Source organism: Geodermatophilus sp. SYSU D00684 (genome assembly GCF_054050455.1).
The window spans coordinates 84,782-101,769 of record NZ_JBJGZI010000021.1 but is presented as its reverse complement, the minus strand read 5'-3'; the positions used below and the strand labels follow the sequence as shown (position 1 = coordinate 101,769).

The window sequence follows — 16,988 nt, the reverse complement described above, 5'->3', positions numbered from 1 at the left end:
CCCGTCCCCACCGGCCGGTGGGGACGGGGCCCTCGTCGCGTGCGGGACCGGGGCCGCTCAGCGCTGCGTGAAGTCGCTGTGCGCGCTGTCGGTCCACCAGGCGTACAGGGTCCCCAGCCCGGCCTGGCCGCCGTTCTGGATGGCCACGATGCCCTCGGCGGCGAGGTCGTCCTGCGTCCAGTACAGGATCGCGTTGTTGTTGCCGTCGACGAAGCAGCCGAGGCGGCCGGCGTCCACCCCGCCGATCGTGTACTCGTCGTAGCCCTGTCCGGTGGCGCAGTCCGGCTGGCCGGTGAAGGCGCTGACGCCCTCGCGGGTCATGTCCGCGAGGAACACGGCGTCGACGGTCGCGGCGTCCTCGTAGAGGTAGAACGACGACGCCTCGGGGCCGGGCTGGGTCGCGGCGGCGCCGCAGTTGACCGCGGCGACGTCGCCGTCGCCGGCCGGGTCCGCGGTCTCGCAGGTCGCCGGGTCGAAGTCGCCGGGGATGATCCCCAGCAGCTGGTCCCGGGCGTCGGTGGAGGCCCCGCCGCCGGTGCTGCCGCCGGAGGTGTTCCCGTCGGACGAGTTCCCCGTCGACGTGTTCGCGTCGGAGGTGTTCTGGGTCGGGGTGTCGGTGTCGTCGGCCCGGACGTCGTCGCCGCCGCTGAAGCCGCCGGCCAGCGCGATGACCCCGACCACGACCGCGATCAGCGCCACCGCGGCCCCCACGATGAGCAGCGGCAGCTTGCTCGAGCCCTTCCCGCCGCCCGAGGACGAGGAGCCGGCCGGCGGGGGGAACCCGGGCCCGGCCGGCGGCGGGAAGCCGGTGGGCGGGCCGGGGTTCGACGGCGGCCCGTAGCCGGTGGGCGGGCCGGGGTTCGACGGCGGCCTGTACCCGGTGGGCGGGCCCGGGTCGGACGGCGGGCCGTACAGCGCCGCGGGCGCGCCCGGGTGCGACGGCGCCCCGTAGGTGCCGGCGGGGCCGGGGTTCGAGAAGCCCACGGTCTGCGGGTGGGCGACCAGCGGGGCGACCGACGTCGGCGGCGCGGCCTCGGGCCGCACCGTCACGCCGGCCGAGCTCAGCGCCGCCCGCGCGGCCGCGGCGAACTCGCCGCAGCTCGCGTACCGCTCGTCGGGCTCCTTGGCCAGGCCTTTGAGGACGACGTCGTCGAGCCCGCGGGGCAGGCCCGGCCGCAGCGCGGACGGCGGCTGCGGGGTCGTGTTGAGGTGCGCGTACATGAGCGTGGCCAGGCCGTCGCCGGTGAACGGCCGCCGGCCGGTGAGGCACTCGAAGAGCACGCACGCCAGCGCGTAGACGTCGACCCGCTTGTCGATCGGCTTCTCGAGGAACCGCTCGGGCGCCATGTAGTCGAAGGAGCCGAGCGCGGCGCCGGTCTGGGTCAGCGCCGGGCCCTGCGCGTCCGACGTGGACCGGGCGATGCCGAAGTCGACGAGGTAGACGAACTCGTCGTCGCCGCTGCCGGTCAGCAGCACGTTGGAGGGCTTGACGTCGCGGTGCACCAGGCCGTCGGCGTGCGCGGCGTCGAGGGCCCGGGCGGTCTGGCTGACGACGTCGACCGCCCGCTCGGGGCTCATCGGCCCCTCCTCGGCCAGCACCGCGGCGACGTCGCGGCCGGGCACCAGGCGCATGTCGAGGAACAGCCGGCCCTCGATCTCGCCGTAGCGGTGGATCGGGACGATGTGCGGCTCGTTGAGTCGCGCGGCCAGGTGCGCCTCGCGGCGGAAGCGCTCGCGGTAGCCCCGGTCCGCGGCCAGGTGCTCGGAGAGCACCTTGAGCGCGACCGTGCGGTCGTGCTCGGTGTCGAACGCGCGGTACACCTCTCCCATCCCGCCGCGGCCGAGCAGTGCCTCGATGCGATAGGGGCCGAACTGTTGCAACTCCACCGGTGATCCTCCGTGTGCCGCAGCTCCGGGCGCTCGTCGGAGCCGGCGCCGGGTGCGGGTCGACGGCGGAGTCTAGGGACGCGTCCCGGGCCCGACCAGCGTCTCGGCCGCGGCTCGTCGGCCGGCGGGACGCGGTGGACACGGGCGGCGGACCGTGACCGGCCCGTGACCCGGCGGCAGAACTGCCGCGCGCGAACCTGTGGTCGGGACGGCGGGGTCTCCCTATCTTCCTCTCGCTCTCGGGCCCCCAGCGCCCGTCCCCACGAACGGAAGAAGCAGATGAGTCAGCCCCCCGGCCAGTACGGCGCGCCGAGTCAGTACGCGCAGCCCGGTCAGTACGGCGCGCCCGGTCAGTACGGCGCCCCCGGCGGCTACGGCGCGCCCGGCTTCGGCCCGGGCGGCGGCCCCGGCTTCGGTCCGGGCGGCTACGGCCGGCCGCCGCAGAAGAAGAGCGTCCTGCCCTGGGTGATCACCGGGCTGGTCGTGGTGCTGGCCGGCGTCGGCGTGCTCCTGTTCTTCCTCCTCCGCGGCGACGACACCCCGGCCCCGGCGGCCCAGGAGTCCTCGACGTCGGCCGACGCCTCCGACGACGGCGACGAGGACGGTGGCGAGGGCGGCGGCGACGAGGGCGCGGACACCGGCTCCGACACCGGGTCCGGCACCGGCTCGGGGATGGGCATGGACATGGGCGGCCCGGTCGGCGTGCCGCCGGGCGCCGGCACCCCGGGCAACGGCGGGGGCGGCGGCACCGGCACCCCCATGGGGAACGACACCGGCGGCGCCGACGCCGGCCAGATCCCCGGCTCCTCCGACCTCGCGCTCGCGTGGGTGCAGGCGGTCTACGACTTCGACTTCGCGACCGCCTACGGCCTGTCCTGCGCCGAGCTGCAGGCCGCGGCCCAGCAGGGCTCGGCCGGCACCGAGTACGGCCCCGAGGAGTACCTGACGCTGTACTTCTACAGCCAGGTCCTGGGCGGCCAGACGATCGCCGACGGCGGCCTGGTCAGCATCGAGTACGACCCGGCCAACGCCGTCGACGTCGCGACCTTCGAGCTGACCCTCGACGACGGCACCACCCAGAGCGTGCAGGTCTGGGTCGGCCAGGACCTCACGGTCTGCAACTTCGGCTGACGCACCCCTCCGACGGCCGGTCCCCGCAGCGCGGGGGCCGGCCGTCGGCGTCTGCGCCGCCGGCCGTGCGGCACGATGGGCCGGTGTTCGCGGTGACCCGGCTGCGCGTGCCCGAGCCCGAGGCGGCCTCCCTGGCCGCCGCCGTCGACGGGCTGCTCGCGGCGCTGACCGCCCGGCCCGGCTGCCGCGGCGGGGAGGCCGGCCGCTGCGCCGACGACCCGACGCTGTGGGCGCTGGTCACCCGCTGGGACGGCGTGGGCGCCTACCGCCGCGCCCTGTCGGCCGCGGAGGTCAAGGTCGCCGGCGCGCCGGTGTGGGTGCACGCCTTCGACGAGCCCGGCGCCTACCTGCCCGTCGACGAGCCCGGCGAGCGCCCCGCCGCACGGGCCCCGGGTGCGTAGCCTGCCCGGGACAGTCCGCACCGGCCCGGGAGGGGCGCGATGAGCCAGCCGCCGCAGGACGACGGGACGCCGCCCCCCGACCGCACCCGCGAGGTGCGCCTCCCGCCGCCGCCCCCGCCGGCGCGGCCGGACGAGCCCACCGACCGGCTGTCCGGTGGCCCCGTGCCGCGCGACCCCACCCTGCGGATGGGCGCCCCCGGGCAGCAGCCGGGAGCCCAGCAACCCGGACCGCAGCAGCCCCAGTACGGCCCGCCCGGGTACGGGCCGCCCTCCTACGGGCAGGCGCAGCCGGGCTACGCCCCGCCGCCCCGGCCCGGCTATGGCCGGCAGCCCCCGTACGGGCCGCCGCCCGCCGGTGCGCCGGGGTACGGGCCGCCGGGCTACGGGCCGCCCGGGTACGGCGCCCCGCCGCAGCCGCCGCGCAGGAACCGTGGTCCGCTGGTCGCCCTGCTCGTCACGCTCGCCGTCCTCGTGGTCGGCGGCGGCGTGCTCGCCGCGGTCCTGCTCTCCCGGGACGACGACGGCGGCGGCCCGGCCGCGACGGCGACGTCGGCGAGCACGTCGGGGTCCACCTCGTCCTCGCCCTCGTCATCCTCGCCCGGGTCGTCGTCCGGGGAGGGCGGCTTCGGTGGCGGCGCCGGCACCCCCACGGGGGGCGGCGGGGGAGCGGGCGGGGACCTCAACGTCCCCGGCAGTCCGGAGTTCGCCACCTCGTGGGTGCAGTCGGTGGTCGAGCGCGACGCGGCCGCGGCCTACGACGCCCTGTGCGCCGACGGGCAGGGCCAGTTCCCCGACGGGGAGGCGGTGCTCGCCGACTTCGACACCTTCCTCGGCGGGCGGATCACCGACGGCTCGGCCACCGACGCGGCCGCGGCCGGCGACGTCGACGAGGTCACCTTCGAGGTGACGCTGGACAGCGGGCAGCCGGCCACGTTCGTCGTCACCGTGGTGGACGAGGACGGCCCGGCCGTCTGCGGCTACACCTCGTCGTAGGGAGGGTGGCCGCGGCGGCGGGGGGCCGCGCAGGCGGGGCGTCTACCGTGGGCAGGTCAACCGCCGACCGCCAGCCGGATGGAGCACCGAGCTCGTGAGCGCCAGCAACACCACGCACGACCCCGCCCGCCTCGACAAGGTGGTCAACCTCTGCAAGCGCCGGGGGTTCGTCTTCCCGTCGGGTGAGATCTACGGCGGCACCCGCTCCGCCTGGGACTACGGGCCGCTGGGCGTCGAGCTCAAGGAGAACATCAAGCGGCAGTGGTGGCGCACCGTCGTCCAGAGCCGCGACGACATCGTCGGCCTGGACTCCTCGGTGATCCTGCCGCGGCAGACCTGGGTCGCCTCCGGTCACGTCGGCGTCTTCACCGACCCGCTGACCGAGTGCCAGAACTGCCACAAGCGCTTCCGGGCCGACCACCTCGAGGAGGCCTTCGAGGCCAAGAAGGGCCGGCTCCCGGAGAACGGCCTGTCCGAGATCACCTGCCCCAACTGCGGCGTGACCGGCCGGTGGACCGAGCCGCGCGACTTCAACATGATGCTCAAGACCTTCCTCGGCCCGGTCGAGGACGAGTCGGGGCTGCACTACCTGCGCCCGGAGACCGCGCAGGGCATCTTCGTCAACTTCGCCAACGTCATGGGCGCGGCGCGGAAGAAGCCGCCGTTCGGCATCGGCCAGATCGGCAAGTCCTTCCGCAACGAGATCACCCCGGGCAACTTCATCTTCCGCACCCGCGAGTTCGAGCAGATGGAGATGGAGTTCTTCGTCGAGCCCGGCAGCGACGAGGAGTGGCACCAGTACTGGATCGACGAGCGCACCCGCTGGTACACCGACCTGGGCATCTCCCCGGACAACCTGCGGCACTTCGAGCACCCGAAGGAGAAGCTCTCCCACTACTCGAAGCGCACCGTCGACATCGAGTACCGCTTCGGCTTCCAGGGCTCGGAGTGGGGCGAGCTCGAGGGCATCGCCAACCGCACCGACTTCGACCTGTCCACGCACACCGAGCACTCGGGCGTGGACCTGTCCTACTTCGACCAGGCGACCAACACCCGCTGGACGCCGTACGTCATCGAGCCGGCGGCCGGGCTGACCCGCTCGCTGATGGCCTTCCTCATCGAGGCCTACACCGAGGACGAGGCGCCCAACGCCAAGGGCGGCGTCGACACCCGCACGGTGCTGCGGCTGGACCCGCGGCTGGCGCCGGTCAAGGCCGCCGTCCTGCCGCTGTCGCGCAACGCCGACCTCTCGCCCAAGGCGCGTGACCTCGCGGCCGCGCTGCGCCGGAACTGGAACGTCGACTTCGACGACGCCGGCGCCATCGGCCGCCGCTACCGCCGGCAGGACGAGGTCGGGACGCCGTTCTGCCTCACCGTCGACTTCGACACCCTCACCGACGACGCGGTGACCGTGCGGGAGCGCGACTCGATGAGCCAGGAGCGCATCGGCCTGGACCGGGTGGAGGACTACCTCAAGGCCAAGCTCCCCGTCTGCTGACGGCGTGTGCACTTACGCGGCCCTGGTCCGGGCAGGTCCGCGGCAGTGCACACGAGCCCGCCGCGCCGGTCCGTGCGGGGCCGCCTCGCCGCGGGTGACCCCGGCCACCGGGTGCGGCCACCTACCCTGGACGGCGTGACGAGCACCCTGGCGCCGGCGGTCGCCCCGCTGCGGCTGGGGCCGCTCACCGTGGACCCCGCCGTGGTGCTCGCGCCGATGGCCGGCATCACCAACCCCGCGTTCCGCACGCTGTGCCGCGAGTTCGGGGCGGGGCTCTACGTCTGCGAGATGATCACCACGCGGGCGCTGGTGGAGCGCAACGAGAAGACGCTGCGGATGATCCGGGCCACGCCCGAGGAGGCTGCCGCCGGCTTCTCCGTGCAGCTCTACGGCGTGGACCCGGCCACCGTCGGGCGGGCGGTGGAGATGCTCGTCGACGAGGAGGTCGCCGGCACCCGCCCGACGCACGTCGACCTGAACTTCGGCTGCCCCGTGCCCAAGGTGACCCGCAAGGGCGGCGGGTCGGCGCTGCCGTGGCGGCGGGTGCTGTTCCGCGACATCGTGCGGGCCGCCGTCCGCGCCGCCCGCGACGTGCCGGTGACGGTCAAGACCCGCATCGGCATCGACGCCGACCACGTCACCTACCTCGACGCCGGCCGGATCGCGCAGGACGAGGGCGCCGCCGCGATCACCCTGCACGGGCGCACCGCCGACCAGCTCTACAGCGGCACCGCCGACTGGGGACCGATCGCCCGGCTGGTGGAGACCGTCGACATCCCGGTGCTCGGCAACGGCGACGTCTGGGAGGCCGACGACGCGCTGCGCCTGGTCGCCGAGACCGGGTGCGCCGGCGTCGTCATCGGCCGCGGCTGCCTGGGCCGGCCCTGGCTGTTCGGGGACCTCGCCGCCGCCTTCGCCGGGGAGTCCCGGCGGGCGCTGCCGACGCTGCGCGAGGTGGCCGCGGTCATGGTCCGGCACGCGCAGCTGCTGTCGGAGGGGCAGGGCGAGCTGCACGGCTGCACCGACTTCCGCAAGCACGTGGCCTGGTACCTCAAGGGCTTCTCGGTGGGCTCCGACGTCCGCCGCGCGCTGGCGATGGTCAGCTCGCTGGACGAGCTGGCCGGCCTGCTCGACCGCATCCCCGACCAGCCCTACCCGACGGCCGTCCTGGGCGGCCCGCGGGGCCGGACGAGCAGCCCCCGGCCGGTGGCGCTGCCCGAGGGCTGGCTCGACGACCGCGACGACCCGCGCCCGCCGGCCGGCGCGGAGCTGGAGACGAGCGGCGGATGAGCGGCCCGTACCTGTACGACGAGGGTCCCGAGGCGCTGCACACCGGCACCCCGCGGCGCCGCAACGGGCTGCTGCTGGGGATCTTCGGCGGCACGGTGGCGCTCGCCGTCGCCATGGTCGTGGCCCTGCCGCTGGTGAAGGGCTCGGGGGACGAGCAGGCCCGGGAGGCGGTCGGCGTCTTCCTGGCCGCGCTCCGGGCCGGCGACACCGAGACCGCCGGCGACCTGCTGTGCCAGGCCGAGCGCGACCACGGCGCCGTCGGGGACGTCCTCGACGGGTACGAGCACCCCGGCGACGCCCGGGTGGTCGGCGTCGCGGAGGGCCGGCTCGGGGACCAGGACAGCCAGGAGGTCCGGGTCCGCTGGGACGACGGCGCGGAGGCCACGCTCGCCGTGGTGCTGGAGGACGGCCCGCGCGTCTGCGGCACCTCCGGCTGAGCGCGCGGGCGCCGCGAGCGGATCCCTTCTCGGAGCGCCACTGGGCTGTCACCATGTGCGCCGCCCGGCTGGAGGTCCACCGGGCCAGCCCGAGAGGAACCGCGTTGACGCAGCCGCCCCACCCGCCCGTCGCCCCCGCCGCGCCGTACGCCCCGCCCGGGGCCCACGCCGGGTCCTACGCGCCCGCTGCGCCCTTCGCGCCCGCCGGGGTCGCGCCCGCCGGCCTCGCCCCCGCCTCCGTCCCGGCGCCGGCCGCGCCCACGCAGGTGGCCTTCCCCGGGCAGGTCCAGCTGCCGCCGCAGCCGCAGTTCGCGCCCACCCCGCAGCAGGCCGCGCAGGTGCAGCGCGGCGCGCCGGCCAGCGGCTTCCCCCGCTACGTCCCGCCGCCGCCGTCGCCGGTCAACCGCACCGGCCTGTACGTCGGCATCCTCGTCGTCGTGCTGACGCTGCTGTTCGCCGTCCTCGGCTTCGCCCTCGTCGCCTGACCCCTCCGCCCGGCCCGGCTCGCGCCCCGAGCCGGGCCGGCCGTCCGCTGCGTGAGGCCGCTCACCTCCGTGTACCGGGACGAGACACGGGCTGGCGTGTCCCCGTCCGGTGGGTCACGATCGCTGCCTGGCTCCGGGTGGACGTATGAGACGTCTACCCCCGACCGGGGACCCGGGGCCGCGCTCGCCGGAGCGGCCGACGGGGACCCCGCGACGCCGCACCGGCAGCGGACGGGCGGCCGGCGAGACGAGCGCGGAGGTGCACGGTGGGCAGCGTCACGAGCACGACCACCTGGGTCTACGACTTCAGTGAGGGCAGCAAGGACCAGAAGGACCTGCTCGGCGGCAAGGGCGCGAACCTCGCCGAGATGACCAACCTCGGGCTGCCCGTGCCGCCCGGGTTCACCATCACCACCGACGCCTGCCGCCACTACCTCGAGCACGGCAGCACCCCGCCCGACCTCGCCGACCAGGTGACCGAGCACCTGACGGCGCTGGAGAAGGCGATGGGCAAGACCCTCGGCGACCCCGCGGACCCGCTGCTGGTCTCGGTCCGGTCCGGGGCGGCGGCCTCGATGCCCGGGATGATGGAGACCGTCCTCAACGTCGGCCTCAACGACGAGTCGGTGCAGGGACTGGCCGCGCAGTCCGGCAGCGAGCGCTTCGCCTGGGACTCCTACCGCCGGCTGATCCAGATGTTCGGCAAGACGGTGCTCGACATCGACGGCGAGGCGTTCGAGCACGCCCTCGACGAGGCCAAGCGCGAGCAGGGCACCGACCTGGACCTGGACCTCGACGCCGAACACCTGCGCGACGTCGTCGGCCGGTTCAAGGCCATCGTCCGCGAGCACACCGGCCGGGACTTCCCGCAGGACCCGCGCGAGCAGATGGACCTGGCGATCAACGCCGTCTTCGACTCGTGGAACAGCCCGCGCGCGATCCTCTACCGCCGCCGCGAGCGCATCCCCGGCGACGCGGGGACGGCGGTCAACGTCTGCTCGATGGTGTTCGGCAACCTCGGCGCCGACTCCGGCACCGGCGTCGCGTTCACCCGCGACCCGGGCAGCGGCGAGCAGGGCGTGTACGGCGACTACCTGCAGAACGCGCAGGGCGAGGACGTCGTCGCCGGCATCCGGAACACCGTGCCGCTCACCGAGCTCGAGCGGATCGACCGCGGCGCCTACGACGAGCTGCTGCGGATCATGAGCACCCTCGAGTCGCACTACCGCGACCTGTGCGACATCGAGTTCACCGTCGAGCGCGGCAAGCTGTGGATGCTGCAGACCCGCGTGGGCAAGCGGACGGCGGCCGCGGCCTTCCGCATCGCCACCCAGCTGGTCGACGAGGGCCTCATCGACATGGACGAGGCGGTCCGCCGGGTCACCGGCGACCAGCTCGCCCAGCTGATGTTCCCGCGGTTCGTCTCGGGCGGGGACGCCCGGCAGCTCACCCAGGGCATGAACGCCTCGCCCGGCGCCGCCGTCGGGAGGGCGGTGTTCTCCTCCGAGACCGCCGTCCAGTGGGCCGACCGGGGCGAGAAGGTGGTCCTGGTCCGGCGCGAGACCAACCCCGACGACCTCGCCGGGATGATCGCCGCCGAGGGCGTGCTCACCAGCCGCGGCGGCAAGACCTCGCACGCCGCCGTCGTCGCCCGCGGGATGGGCAAGACGTGCGTGTGCGGCGCCGAGGAGCTGCAGGTCGACACGACGAACCGGCGGTTCACCGCGCCCGGCGGCGTCACCGTCGAGGAGGGTGACGTCGTCTCCATCGACGGCTCCACCGGCCGGGTGTGGCTCGGGGAGGTGCCGGTGGAGGACTCCGCCGTCGTCCGGTACTTCGAGGGCGAGATCGGCCCGGACTCGCCCGAGGCCGACGACCTCGTGCGCAGCGTGCACCGGATCCTCACCCACGCCGACGAGGTGCGGCGGCTGGACGTGCGCACCAACGCCGACACCCCCGAGGACTCCGCCCGCGCCCGCCGCTTCGGCGCCCGCGGCATCGGCCTGTGCCGGACCGAGCACATGTTCCTCGGCGACCGCCGGCAGCTGGTGGAGAAGCTGATCCTCGCCGAGACCGACGAGGACAAGCAGGCGGCCCTCGACGCGCTGGCCCCCCTGCAGAAGCAGGACTTCGTCGAGATCTTCGAGGCGATGGACGGGCTGCCGGTCACCGTGCGGCTGCTCGACCCGCCGCTGCACGAGTTCCTGCCCGACCTCACCGACCTGTCGGTGCGCGTCGCCGTCGCCGAGGCGCAGGGCCACCCCGACGAGGCCAACCTGCGGCTGCTGGCCGCCGTCCGCCGGCTGCACGAGCAGAACCCGATGCTCGGGCTGCGCGGCGTCCGGCTGGGCCTGGTCGTACCGGGACTGTTCGCCATGCAGGTGCGGGCGATCGCCGAGGCGGCGTGCGAGCGCAAGAGGGCCGGCGGCGACCCGCGGCCGGAGGTGATGATCCCGCTGGTCGGCGCGGTGCAGGAGCTGGAGGCGATCCGCGAGGAGTCCGAGCAGGTGCTCGCGGCGGTGTTCGAGGAGTGCGGCGTCGAGCTCGACGTCCTCATCGGCACGATGATCGAGGTGCCCCGGGCGGCGCTGACCGCGGAGGAGATCGCCCGGTCGGCGGAGTTCTTCTCCTTCGGCACCAACGACCTCACCCAGATGACCTGGGGCTTCTCCCGCGACGACGTCGAGGCGGCGTTCTTCCACGCCTACCTGGACAAGGGCATCTTCGGCGTCTCGCCGTTCGAGTCGCTGGACCGCCCGGGCGTGGGCCGGCTGGTGGAGGTCGGCGTGCAGGGCGGCCGGGCCGCGCGGCCGGACCTCAAGCTCGGCGTCTGCGGCGAGCACGGCGGCGACCCCGACTCGGTGCACTTCTTCCACGAGGTGGGCCTGGACTACGTGTCCTGCTCGCCGTTCCGGGTCCCGGTGGCCCGCCTGGAGGCCGGCCGGGCGGCGCTCGGCGGGGAGCGCGCCGGGTCCTGACGGCCGCGCGGCACGCCCGTCGCACCACCCCCACCCGGCGCACGACCCGTGTTATCCATGAGCGGTGACGCGGGTCGGGGCACTGGTGACGCGGGTGTTCGGCGCCGTCGTGCTCGCCGCCCTGCTGCTGGTCGCCTCGACCGCCGCCGCCATCTGGTGGACCGCGCGGCAGGACGCCCGGCCGGCCTCCGACGCGATCGTCGTGCTGGGCTCGGCGCAGTACAACGGCGTCCCGTCGTCGATCTTCGAGGCCCGGCTCGAGCACGCGGTGTCGCTGTGGGAGGACGGCGTCGCCCCGGTGGTCGTGACCGTCGGCGGCAAGGCGGCCGGCGACCAGTTCACCGAGGCCGAGGCCGGGCGCGACTACCTCATCGGCCAGGGCCTCCCCGAGGAGTCGCTGCTCGCGGTGCCCGAGGGCGTGGACACGCTGGAGAGCATGCGGGCGGTCGGCGCCGCGTTCGGCGAGCGCGGGTGGACCAGCGCCGTCGTGGTCACCGACCCCTGGCACGCCATGCGCGCCGTGCGGATGGCCGAGGACGCCGGCATCAGCGCCGAGAGCTCGCCGACCCGGCAGGGCCCCGCCGTCCAGACCCGCAACACCCAGTTCCGGTACATCCTCCGGGAGACCGCCGCCTACCTGCTCTACCGCGTGACCGGGGAGAGCGTCGCGGGTGCGCCGGGCATCGGCTGATGAAGGACCCTCCTGCCCCCCACCGCTCGCACGCTCGCGGCGGGCCCCTGCAGGAGGGCCACCCGCCCTGCGGGACGGCGAGGTCGTCGGCCGGCTGCGCTCCACCGACTCCTGGCGGGAGGCGTCGGTCGCCGTCGTCGGGGACCGCGAGTGGGTGCTCGAACGGCGGAGGGGCGGGGTGCCGGCCGGCCGGTGGGCGACCGAGCCCGCGGACGCCGCCCGGTTCACCGCGCGGCAGGTGTCGGCGTGGCGGGGCACCTGGCGGGTGGAGGCCGACGGCACCGCGGTCGACGTCGTCCCGGCGTCCTGGTGGAAGGGCACCCACCGGTTCACGGCGGGGGAGCGGGCGGTCGCCGGGAGCGGCTCCACCGGCGGCTGGTCACCCCGGCCCACGCTGACCGCGGACGACGACCTGCCGCTGGACGTCCAGGTCCTCCTGCTGTGGCTGGTCCTGGTGCTGCAGCGGCGCACCTACGGCGCGGCGGTCGCCGTCGCCGCCGGCGGCGCCGCGGCCGCGGGCAGCAGCTGAGCCCACAGTGGGCGAGGGCCGCCACTCGCCGTCGTCGCGACGGGGGATGATCGGTGCGGGACGCGCACGGGCGTCCCGGCAGCAGCACGACGGAGGAGGCCCATGGCCGGCCGGGGACGCATCCGAGCGGCGGACATCGCGCTGGTGCGCGAGCGCAGCCGGATCGACGAGGTGGTCGGCGAGCACCTGCAGCTCAAGCGCGCCGGGGGCGGCAGCCTCAAGGGCCTGTGCCCGTTCCACGACGAGAAGTCGCCGTCGTTCCACGTCACGCCCTCGAGGAACCTCTACCACTGCCTGGCGGGTGAGACCGGCGTCCTCACCGAGGACGGCGTCGTGCCCATCGCGGAGCTCGCCGGGCGGACGGTGCGGGTGCTGAACGGGGACGGCGGCTGGGTCGAGGCGCCGTTCCGCTCGTACGGCGTGCAGCGGCTCATGCGCGTCGTCGTGTCCCGCAACGGCCGGGAGAAGGAGCTCCACGCCACCGACGAGCACCGCTGGTTCGTCCCGGCGGGGAAGCTGCGGCAGGACCGCCGGGAGAAGCTGACCAGGGACCTGCGGCCGGGCGACCAGCTCTCCCCGTCGTTCCCGATGAGCCGGGTGATGCACCCGGCCACGCGACCGTCCCCGTTCGGCATCGCCCGCGGACTGGTCTACGGCGACGGGACGCGAGCGGGCGCCCGCTCGATCGCCAACCTCTTCGGCGAGAAGGACGCGCAGCTCTCGCGGTACTTCGACGGCTGCCGGAGCTGGGAGGGCGAGGGGGTCACCAAGTACCACGGCCTGCCGGCCTACTTCAAGGACGAGCGCCCGGCGCTCGACGAGGACGCGGCGTACCTCCTCGGCTGGCTCGCCGGGTACGTCGCCGCCGACGGGTGCGTGGCCGACGACGGGGACGCCGTCCTCAACTCGGCCCGCGTCGACGACCTGGAGTACGTGCGGACGCTGTGCACCCGGCTGGGCATCGGGACCTACGGCGTCGCCAAGCAGACCCGCCTCGGCATCGACGGCGTGATGAGCGACGTCTACAACGTCCGCTTCATGACCAAGGGGTTGCCCGACTCCTTCTTCCTGCTGCAGCAGCACCGCGAGCGCATCCTCGCCAACCGCAAGACGTACGAGCGCAAGCGCTGGGTGGTCCGGTCGGTGGAGTGGAGCGACCGGGTCGAGGAGGTCTACTGCGCCGAGGTGCCCGGCACCCACGCGTTCACGCTCGAGGACAACATCCTCACGGGCAACTGCTTCGGCTGCGGAGCCGGTGGCGACGTCATCAGCTTCGTCCAGCAGATCGACCACCTGAGCTTCACCGAGGCGGTCGAGCGGCTGGCCGCCCGCGCCAACATCGACCTGAAGTACGAGGACGACGGCGGCCGGCCCACCGGCGCGCCGGACCGGGCGCAGGCCGGGCAGCGCGCGCGGCTGGTCGCCGCGAACACCGAGGCGGCGGCCTTCTACGCCGCGCAGCTGCGCACCCCCGAGGCCGCGCCCGCCCGGCAGTTCCTCGCCGACCGCGCCTTCGACCGGCAGGTCGCCGTCGACTTCGGCTGCGGGTACGCGCCCGGCGGGTGGGACGCGCTCACCCGGCACCTGCGCGCGAGGGGCTACAGCCAGCAGGAGCTGGTGACCGCGGGGCTGGCCAAGGAGTCCTCGCGCGGCACCCTCATCGACCGGTTCCACCGCCGGCTGGTCTGGCCGATCCGCGACATCACCGGCGACGTCATCGGCTTCGGCGCGCGCAAGCTCATGGACGACGACCCGGGCCCGAAGTACCTCAACACCCCCGAGACACCGCTGTACAAGAAGAGCAGCGTCCTCTACGGCATCGAGCGCGCGAAGCGGGACATCGCCAGGAAGCACCAGGCCGTCGTCGTCGAGGGCTACACCGACGTCATGGCCTGCCACCTGGCCGGGGTGACGACGGCGGTCGCGTCCTGCGGCACCGCCTTCGGCGCCGAGCACATCGGCGTGCTGCGCCGGCTGCTCATGGACCAGGACGAGTTCCGCGGGGAGGTCGTCTACACCTTCGACGGCGACGCCGCGGGCCAGGCCGCCGCGCTCAAGACGTTCAAGGAGGACCAGCGCTTCGTCGCGCAGACGTTCGTGGCCGTGGAGCCCGACGGGCGCGACCCCTGCGAGCTGCGCCAGGCGCACGGCGACGCCGCCGTCCGGGACCTCGTGGCCCGGCGGACCCCGCTGATCGAGTTCGTCCTGCGCACCACGCTGGCCGAGTACGACCTGGACACCGTCGAGGGGCGGGTCGCCGCGCTGGACCGGACGGCGCCGCTGATCGCCCAGGTCAAGGACCACGCGCTGCGCCCCGCCTACGCCCGCCGGCTGGCCGGGCTGATCGGCGACACCGACGAGGGGGAGGTGCTCGAGCGGGTGCGCCGTATCACCGGCGGGGAGGTGGCGTCCTCGCGGTCGCGCCCGCGGGTGCCCAAGCGCACCCCGGACGACGCCGCCCTGGCGGTCGAGCGGGAGGCGGTCAAGGCGGCGCTGCAGGTGCCCGAGATCGCCGGGCCCTCCTTCGACGCCGTCCCGCCCGAGGCCTACACCGACCCGGACTACGCCGCCGTCGCCGCGGCCGTGGCGCAGGCCGGGGGGGCGGCGGCCGCGCGGGTCACCGGGCCGGAGTGGCTGGACCTGGTGGCCGCGCACTGCGAGCGCGAGACCGCCCGCGCCCAGCTCACCGCGCTGGCGGTAGAGCCGCTGCGGTCGGTGGGGGAGGGCGACGCCGGCTACGTCTCGGCGGTGCTGGCCCGGCTGCAGGAGATGGCCATCGTCCGGCAGGTCACCGCGCTCAAGGCCAGGCTGCAGCGCATGAACCCGGTCGAGGAGGGCGACGCGTACATGCGCGCCTTCTCCAAGCTCATGGCGCTGGAGCAGGAGGCCATCTCGCTGCGGCAGCGGGCGATCGGCGGGCTCACGTGAGCCTCGCGTCCGCCCTGCGGCGCCGGCTCACCCGCCCGCCGGAGCCGGTGCGCGCGGTCGTGCAGGCCTCGGCCGACGCCGACGAGCGGGTGCTGGCCTGGGGCACGCTGGTCCGCGGGCAGGGCTGGCTGGTGGCCACCAGCCGCGGGCTGCGGGTCGTCCCCGCGGACCTGCCGCTGGACACCGCCGGCGACGTCGGCGTGCTGCGCTGGCACGAGGTCGGCTCGGCCCGCTGGGCGGCCACCAACGACGGCGGCGGCAGCTTCACCGTCAGCGCGCTGGCCGAGGTGGAGCCCGGCGTGCAGGCGCGCGAGCCCGCGCAACGGCACGCGCTGAGCGACGCCGGCGACCTGCCCGCGGTGGTGCGCCGCCGGGTGGACCAGACGGTGGTCGCCAGCCGCCGCTCGCCGCTGCCGAACGGCGGCGGCGTGGTGCTCGTGGCGCGCCGGGTGCCCGGCCAGGCAGCGCGCGAGTGGACCGTCGTGTTCGACGACGACGCCGACCGCAGCGACCCGGGGGCGCGCGAGGTGGCCCGCCGCAAGCTCGAGGAGGCGCTGGCCGCGGAGCGGCCGGGCTGAGTGCGGTCGGGGCGGCCCGCTCAGGCCATCGACGGCGGGTCGACCGGCAGCGAGGTGAGGTCCGGCGACTCGGTGGTCGTCGACGGCGGCGTCGTCGTCGTGCCGGTGCTGCGCGGCGCCGCGCCGTTGGAGCCGGTGTCCCGGCCCATCTTGGCCTTCACCGAGCTGACGACGTCGTCGGCGCGGGCCTGCGCCATCCCGGCCAGGCCCTGCAGCTGCGGGTTGTCCTTGGCGTCGGACCACAGTCCGCGGATCTGCTCGTAGCGCTCGCGGCCGGCCCGGGCGCCGAGCACGTATCCGGCGCCGAAGCCGAGGAGGAAGGAGAACTTGGCCACGGGGACCTCCGAGGTCTCAGGGGCGGACTGGCTTCGTGATCACGCTACGGCGGGACGCGGACGTCCGCGATCCGGAGGGCCTGCGCAGGGCGCCGGAGGGCGTGAGGTACATTCGTGAGGCGCGCGGGTCGCACCCGCCCATCCCCCGTAGCTCAATTGGCAGAGCATGCGACTGTTAATCGCAGGGTTATTGGTTCGAGTCCAATCGGGGGAGCACAAACCCGCAGTTCAGGCGTGGGGTCGGGCGTCCCGGCCAGCGTCACCGGCCGGGACGCCCACACAAAACCCACACCCATGGTTTCAGGCCGCCGTCGGCTCGTCGCCAGGTCCAGGCCGGCGCTGGCCCCGGTGGGCACCTCGGGCGTCGCAGGTCGGGCATGAGTGGCCCACGTAGCTGTCCTCGCCTACGTCCACCCACTCCTCGAGCTCCTCCGGCAGGAACATCAAGCGCCTGCCGATGTGGCGATGCGGGATCTTGTGGTCCCGGTAGCGCGTCATGAACTTGAGTCCCACGCCGAGGTACTCGGCAGCCTGCGTGCGGCTCATCAGCGGCCGGCGTGGTGGCCTGCTGGGGAAGGACGGAGGCGAGGACGGGGGCCGCGTCGCGGTCATTGGGGTCACCTTCATCGAGTCGGCGGTTGCTGTGGGAGGACGAGCGGCCTCGGTGGGTGAGAGCCCGCTGTGCCTGAATGACGCTGCGAGGTCCTCCTTCGGCCCAGGGCACCCCCTCTGGTGCCTTGTGAGGTCAGGAGACGGCCAATGTCAAACGAGGCTTGCCGGCACAAGTACTAGACGCAGCGCGTCCTCTGTGGTGCCTCCGCGTGAGG

Annotated in this window: 15 protein-coding genes and 1 tRNA gene; 13 read left to right on the top strand and 3 right to left on the bottom strand. The window is 74.8% G+C overall.

Annotated elements, in window-relative coordinates:
- Positions 1-57 precede the first annotated feature (57 nt).
- Entirely contained in the window at positions 58-1,887 is a 1,830-nt protein-coding gene (locus ACI79L_RS16365; protein ID WP_456937811.1) for a serine/threonine-protein kinase, read from the bottom strand.
- Positions 1,888-2,166: 279 nt separating this feature from the next.
- Here ACI79L_RS16365 and ACI79L_RS16360 point away from each other — a divergent pair, with 279 nt between their 5' ends.
- The 12 genes from ACI79L_RS16360 to ACI79L_RS16305 all read left to right on the top strand — a co-directional run bounded on the left by ACI79L_RS16360 (position 2,167) and on the right by ACI79L_RS16305 (position 15,826).
- The gene (locus tag ACI79L_RS16360) at positions 2,167-3,018 is read left to right on the top strand and encodes a hypothetical protein (protein WP_456937810.1); all 852 of its coding nucleotides are present in this window, start codon (positions 2,167-2,169) and stop codon (positions 3,016-3,018) included.
- 83 nt (positions 3,019-3,101) lie between these two features.
- Complete coding sequence (locus ACI79L_RS16355; RefSeq protein ID WP_456937809.1) at positions 3,102-3,419, top strand: antibiotic biosynthesis monooxygenase family protein; 318 nt, start codon at positions 3,102-3,104, stop codon at positions 3,417-3,419.
- A 39-nt stretch (positions 3,420-3,458) separates the two neighbouring features.
- Complete coding sequence (locus ACI79L_RS16350; RefSeq protein ID WP_456937808.1) at positions 3,459-4,412, top strand: hypothetical protein; 954 nt, start codon at positions 3,459-3,461, stop codon at positions 4,410-4,412.
- Positions 4,413-4,506: 94 nt separating this feature from the next.
- A complete protein-coding gene (locus ACI79L_RS16345) occupies positions 4,507-5,910 on the top strand; it encodes a glycine--tRNA ligase (protein WP_456937807.1) in 1,404 nt (467 codons plus the stop codon).
- Between the two features lie 135 nt (positions 5,911-6,045).
- The gene (dusB, locus tag ACI79L_RS16340) at positions 6,046-7,200 is read left to right on the top strand and encodes a tRNA dihydrouridine synthase DusB (protein WP_456937806.1); all 1,155 of its coding nucleotides are present in this window, start codon (positions 6,046-6,048) and stop codon (positions 7,198-7,200) included.
- Complete coding sequence (locus ACI79L_RS16335) at positions 7,197-7,637, top strand: hypothetical protein (protein ID WP_456937805.1); 441 nt, start codon at positions 7,197-7,199, stop codon at positions 7,635-7,637. Before dusB ends, ACI79L_RS16335 begins: the two co-directional genes overlap by 4 nt.
- A gap of 104 nt (positions 7,638-7,741) precedes the next feature.
- Positions 7,742-8,122: a hypothetical protein gene (locus ACI79L_RS16330; RefSeq protein ID WP_456937804.1), complete on the top strand. Its 381-nt coding sequence runs from the start codon at positions 7,742-7,744 to the stop codon at positions 8,120-8,122.
- Between the two features lie 266 nt (positions 8,123-8,388).
- Positions 8,389-11,100, top strand: coding sequence for a pyruvate, phosphate dikinase (ppdK, locus tag ACI79L_RS16325; RefSeq protein WP_456937803.1), 2,712 nt, complete (start codon positions 8,389-8,391; stop codon positions 11,098-11,100).
- A 64-nt stretch (positions 11,101-11,164) separates the two neighbouring features.
- Positions 11,165-11,791: a YdcF family protein gene (locus ACI79L_RS16320; RefSeq protein WP_456937802.1), complete on the top strand. Its 627-nt coding sequence runs from the start codon at positions 11,165-11,167 to the stop codon at positions 11,789-11,791.
- A 178-nt stretch (positions 11,792-11,969) separates the two neighbouring features.
- A complete protein-coding gene (locus ACI79L_RS16315) occupies positions 11,970-12,320 on the top strand; it encodes a hypothetical protein (RefSeq protein WP_456937801.1) in 351 nt (116 codons plus the stop codon).
- A 102-nt stretch (positions 12,321-12,422) separates the two neighbouring features.
- Complete coding sequence (gene dnaG / locus ACI79L_RS16310; RefSeq protein ID WP_456937800.1) at positions 12,423-15,248, top strand: DNA primase; 2,826 nt, start codon at positions 12,423-12,425, stop codon at positions 15,246-15,248.
- Positions 15,245-15,826: a hypothetical protein gene (locus ACI79L_RS16305; RefSeq protein ID WP_456937799.1), complete on the top strand. Its 582-nt coding sequence runs from the start codon at positions 15,245-15,247 to the stop codon at positions 15,824-15,826. Before dnaG ends, ACI79L_RS16305 begins: the two co-directional genes overlap by 4 nt.
- Before the next feature lie 20 nt (positions 15,827-15,846).
- Here ACI79L_RS16305 and ACI79L_RS16300 read toward each other — a convergent pair whose 3' ends face one another.
- Positions 15,847-16,161 (bottom strand): hypothetical protein, encoded by a 315-nt coding sequence (locus ACI79L_RS16300; RefSeq protein WP_456937798.1) that lies wholly within the window; start codon positions 16,159-16,161, stop codon positions 15,847-15,849.
- Positions 16,162-16,302: 141 nt separating this feature from the next.
- Between ACI79L_RS16300 and ACI79L_RS16295 the strand changes: the two genes are divergently transcribed.
- Positions 16,303-16,375: transfer RNA gene (locus ACI79L_RS16295), tRNA-Asn, on the top strand.
- A gap of 86 nt (positions 16,376-16,461) precedes the next feature.
- Here ACI79L_RS16295 and ACI79L_RS16290 read toward each other — a convergent pair.
- Positions 16,462-16,707 (bottom strand): helix-turn-helix domain-containing protein, encoded by a 246-nt coding sequence (locus tag ACI79L_RS16290; RefSeq protein ID WP_456937797.1) that lies wholly within the window; start codon positions 16,705-16,707, stop codon positions 16,462-16,464.
- Positions 16,708-16,988: the final 281 nt, after the last annotated feature.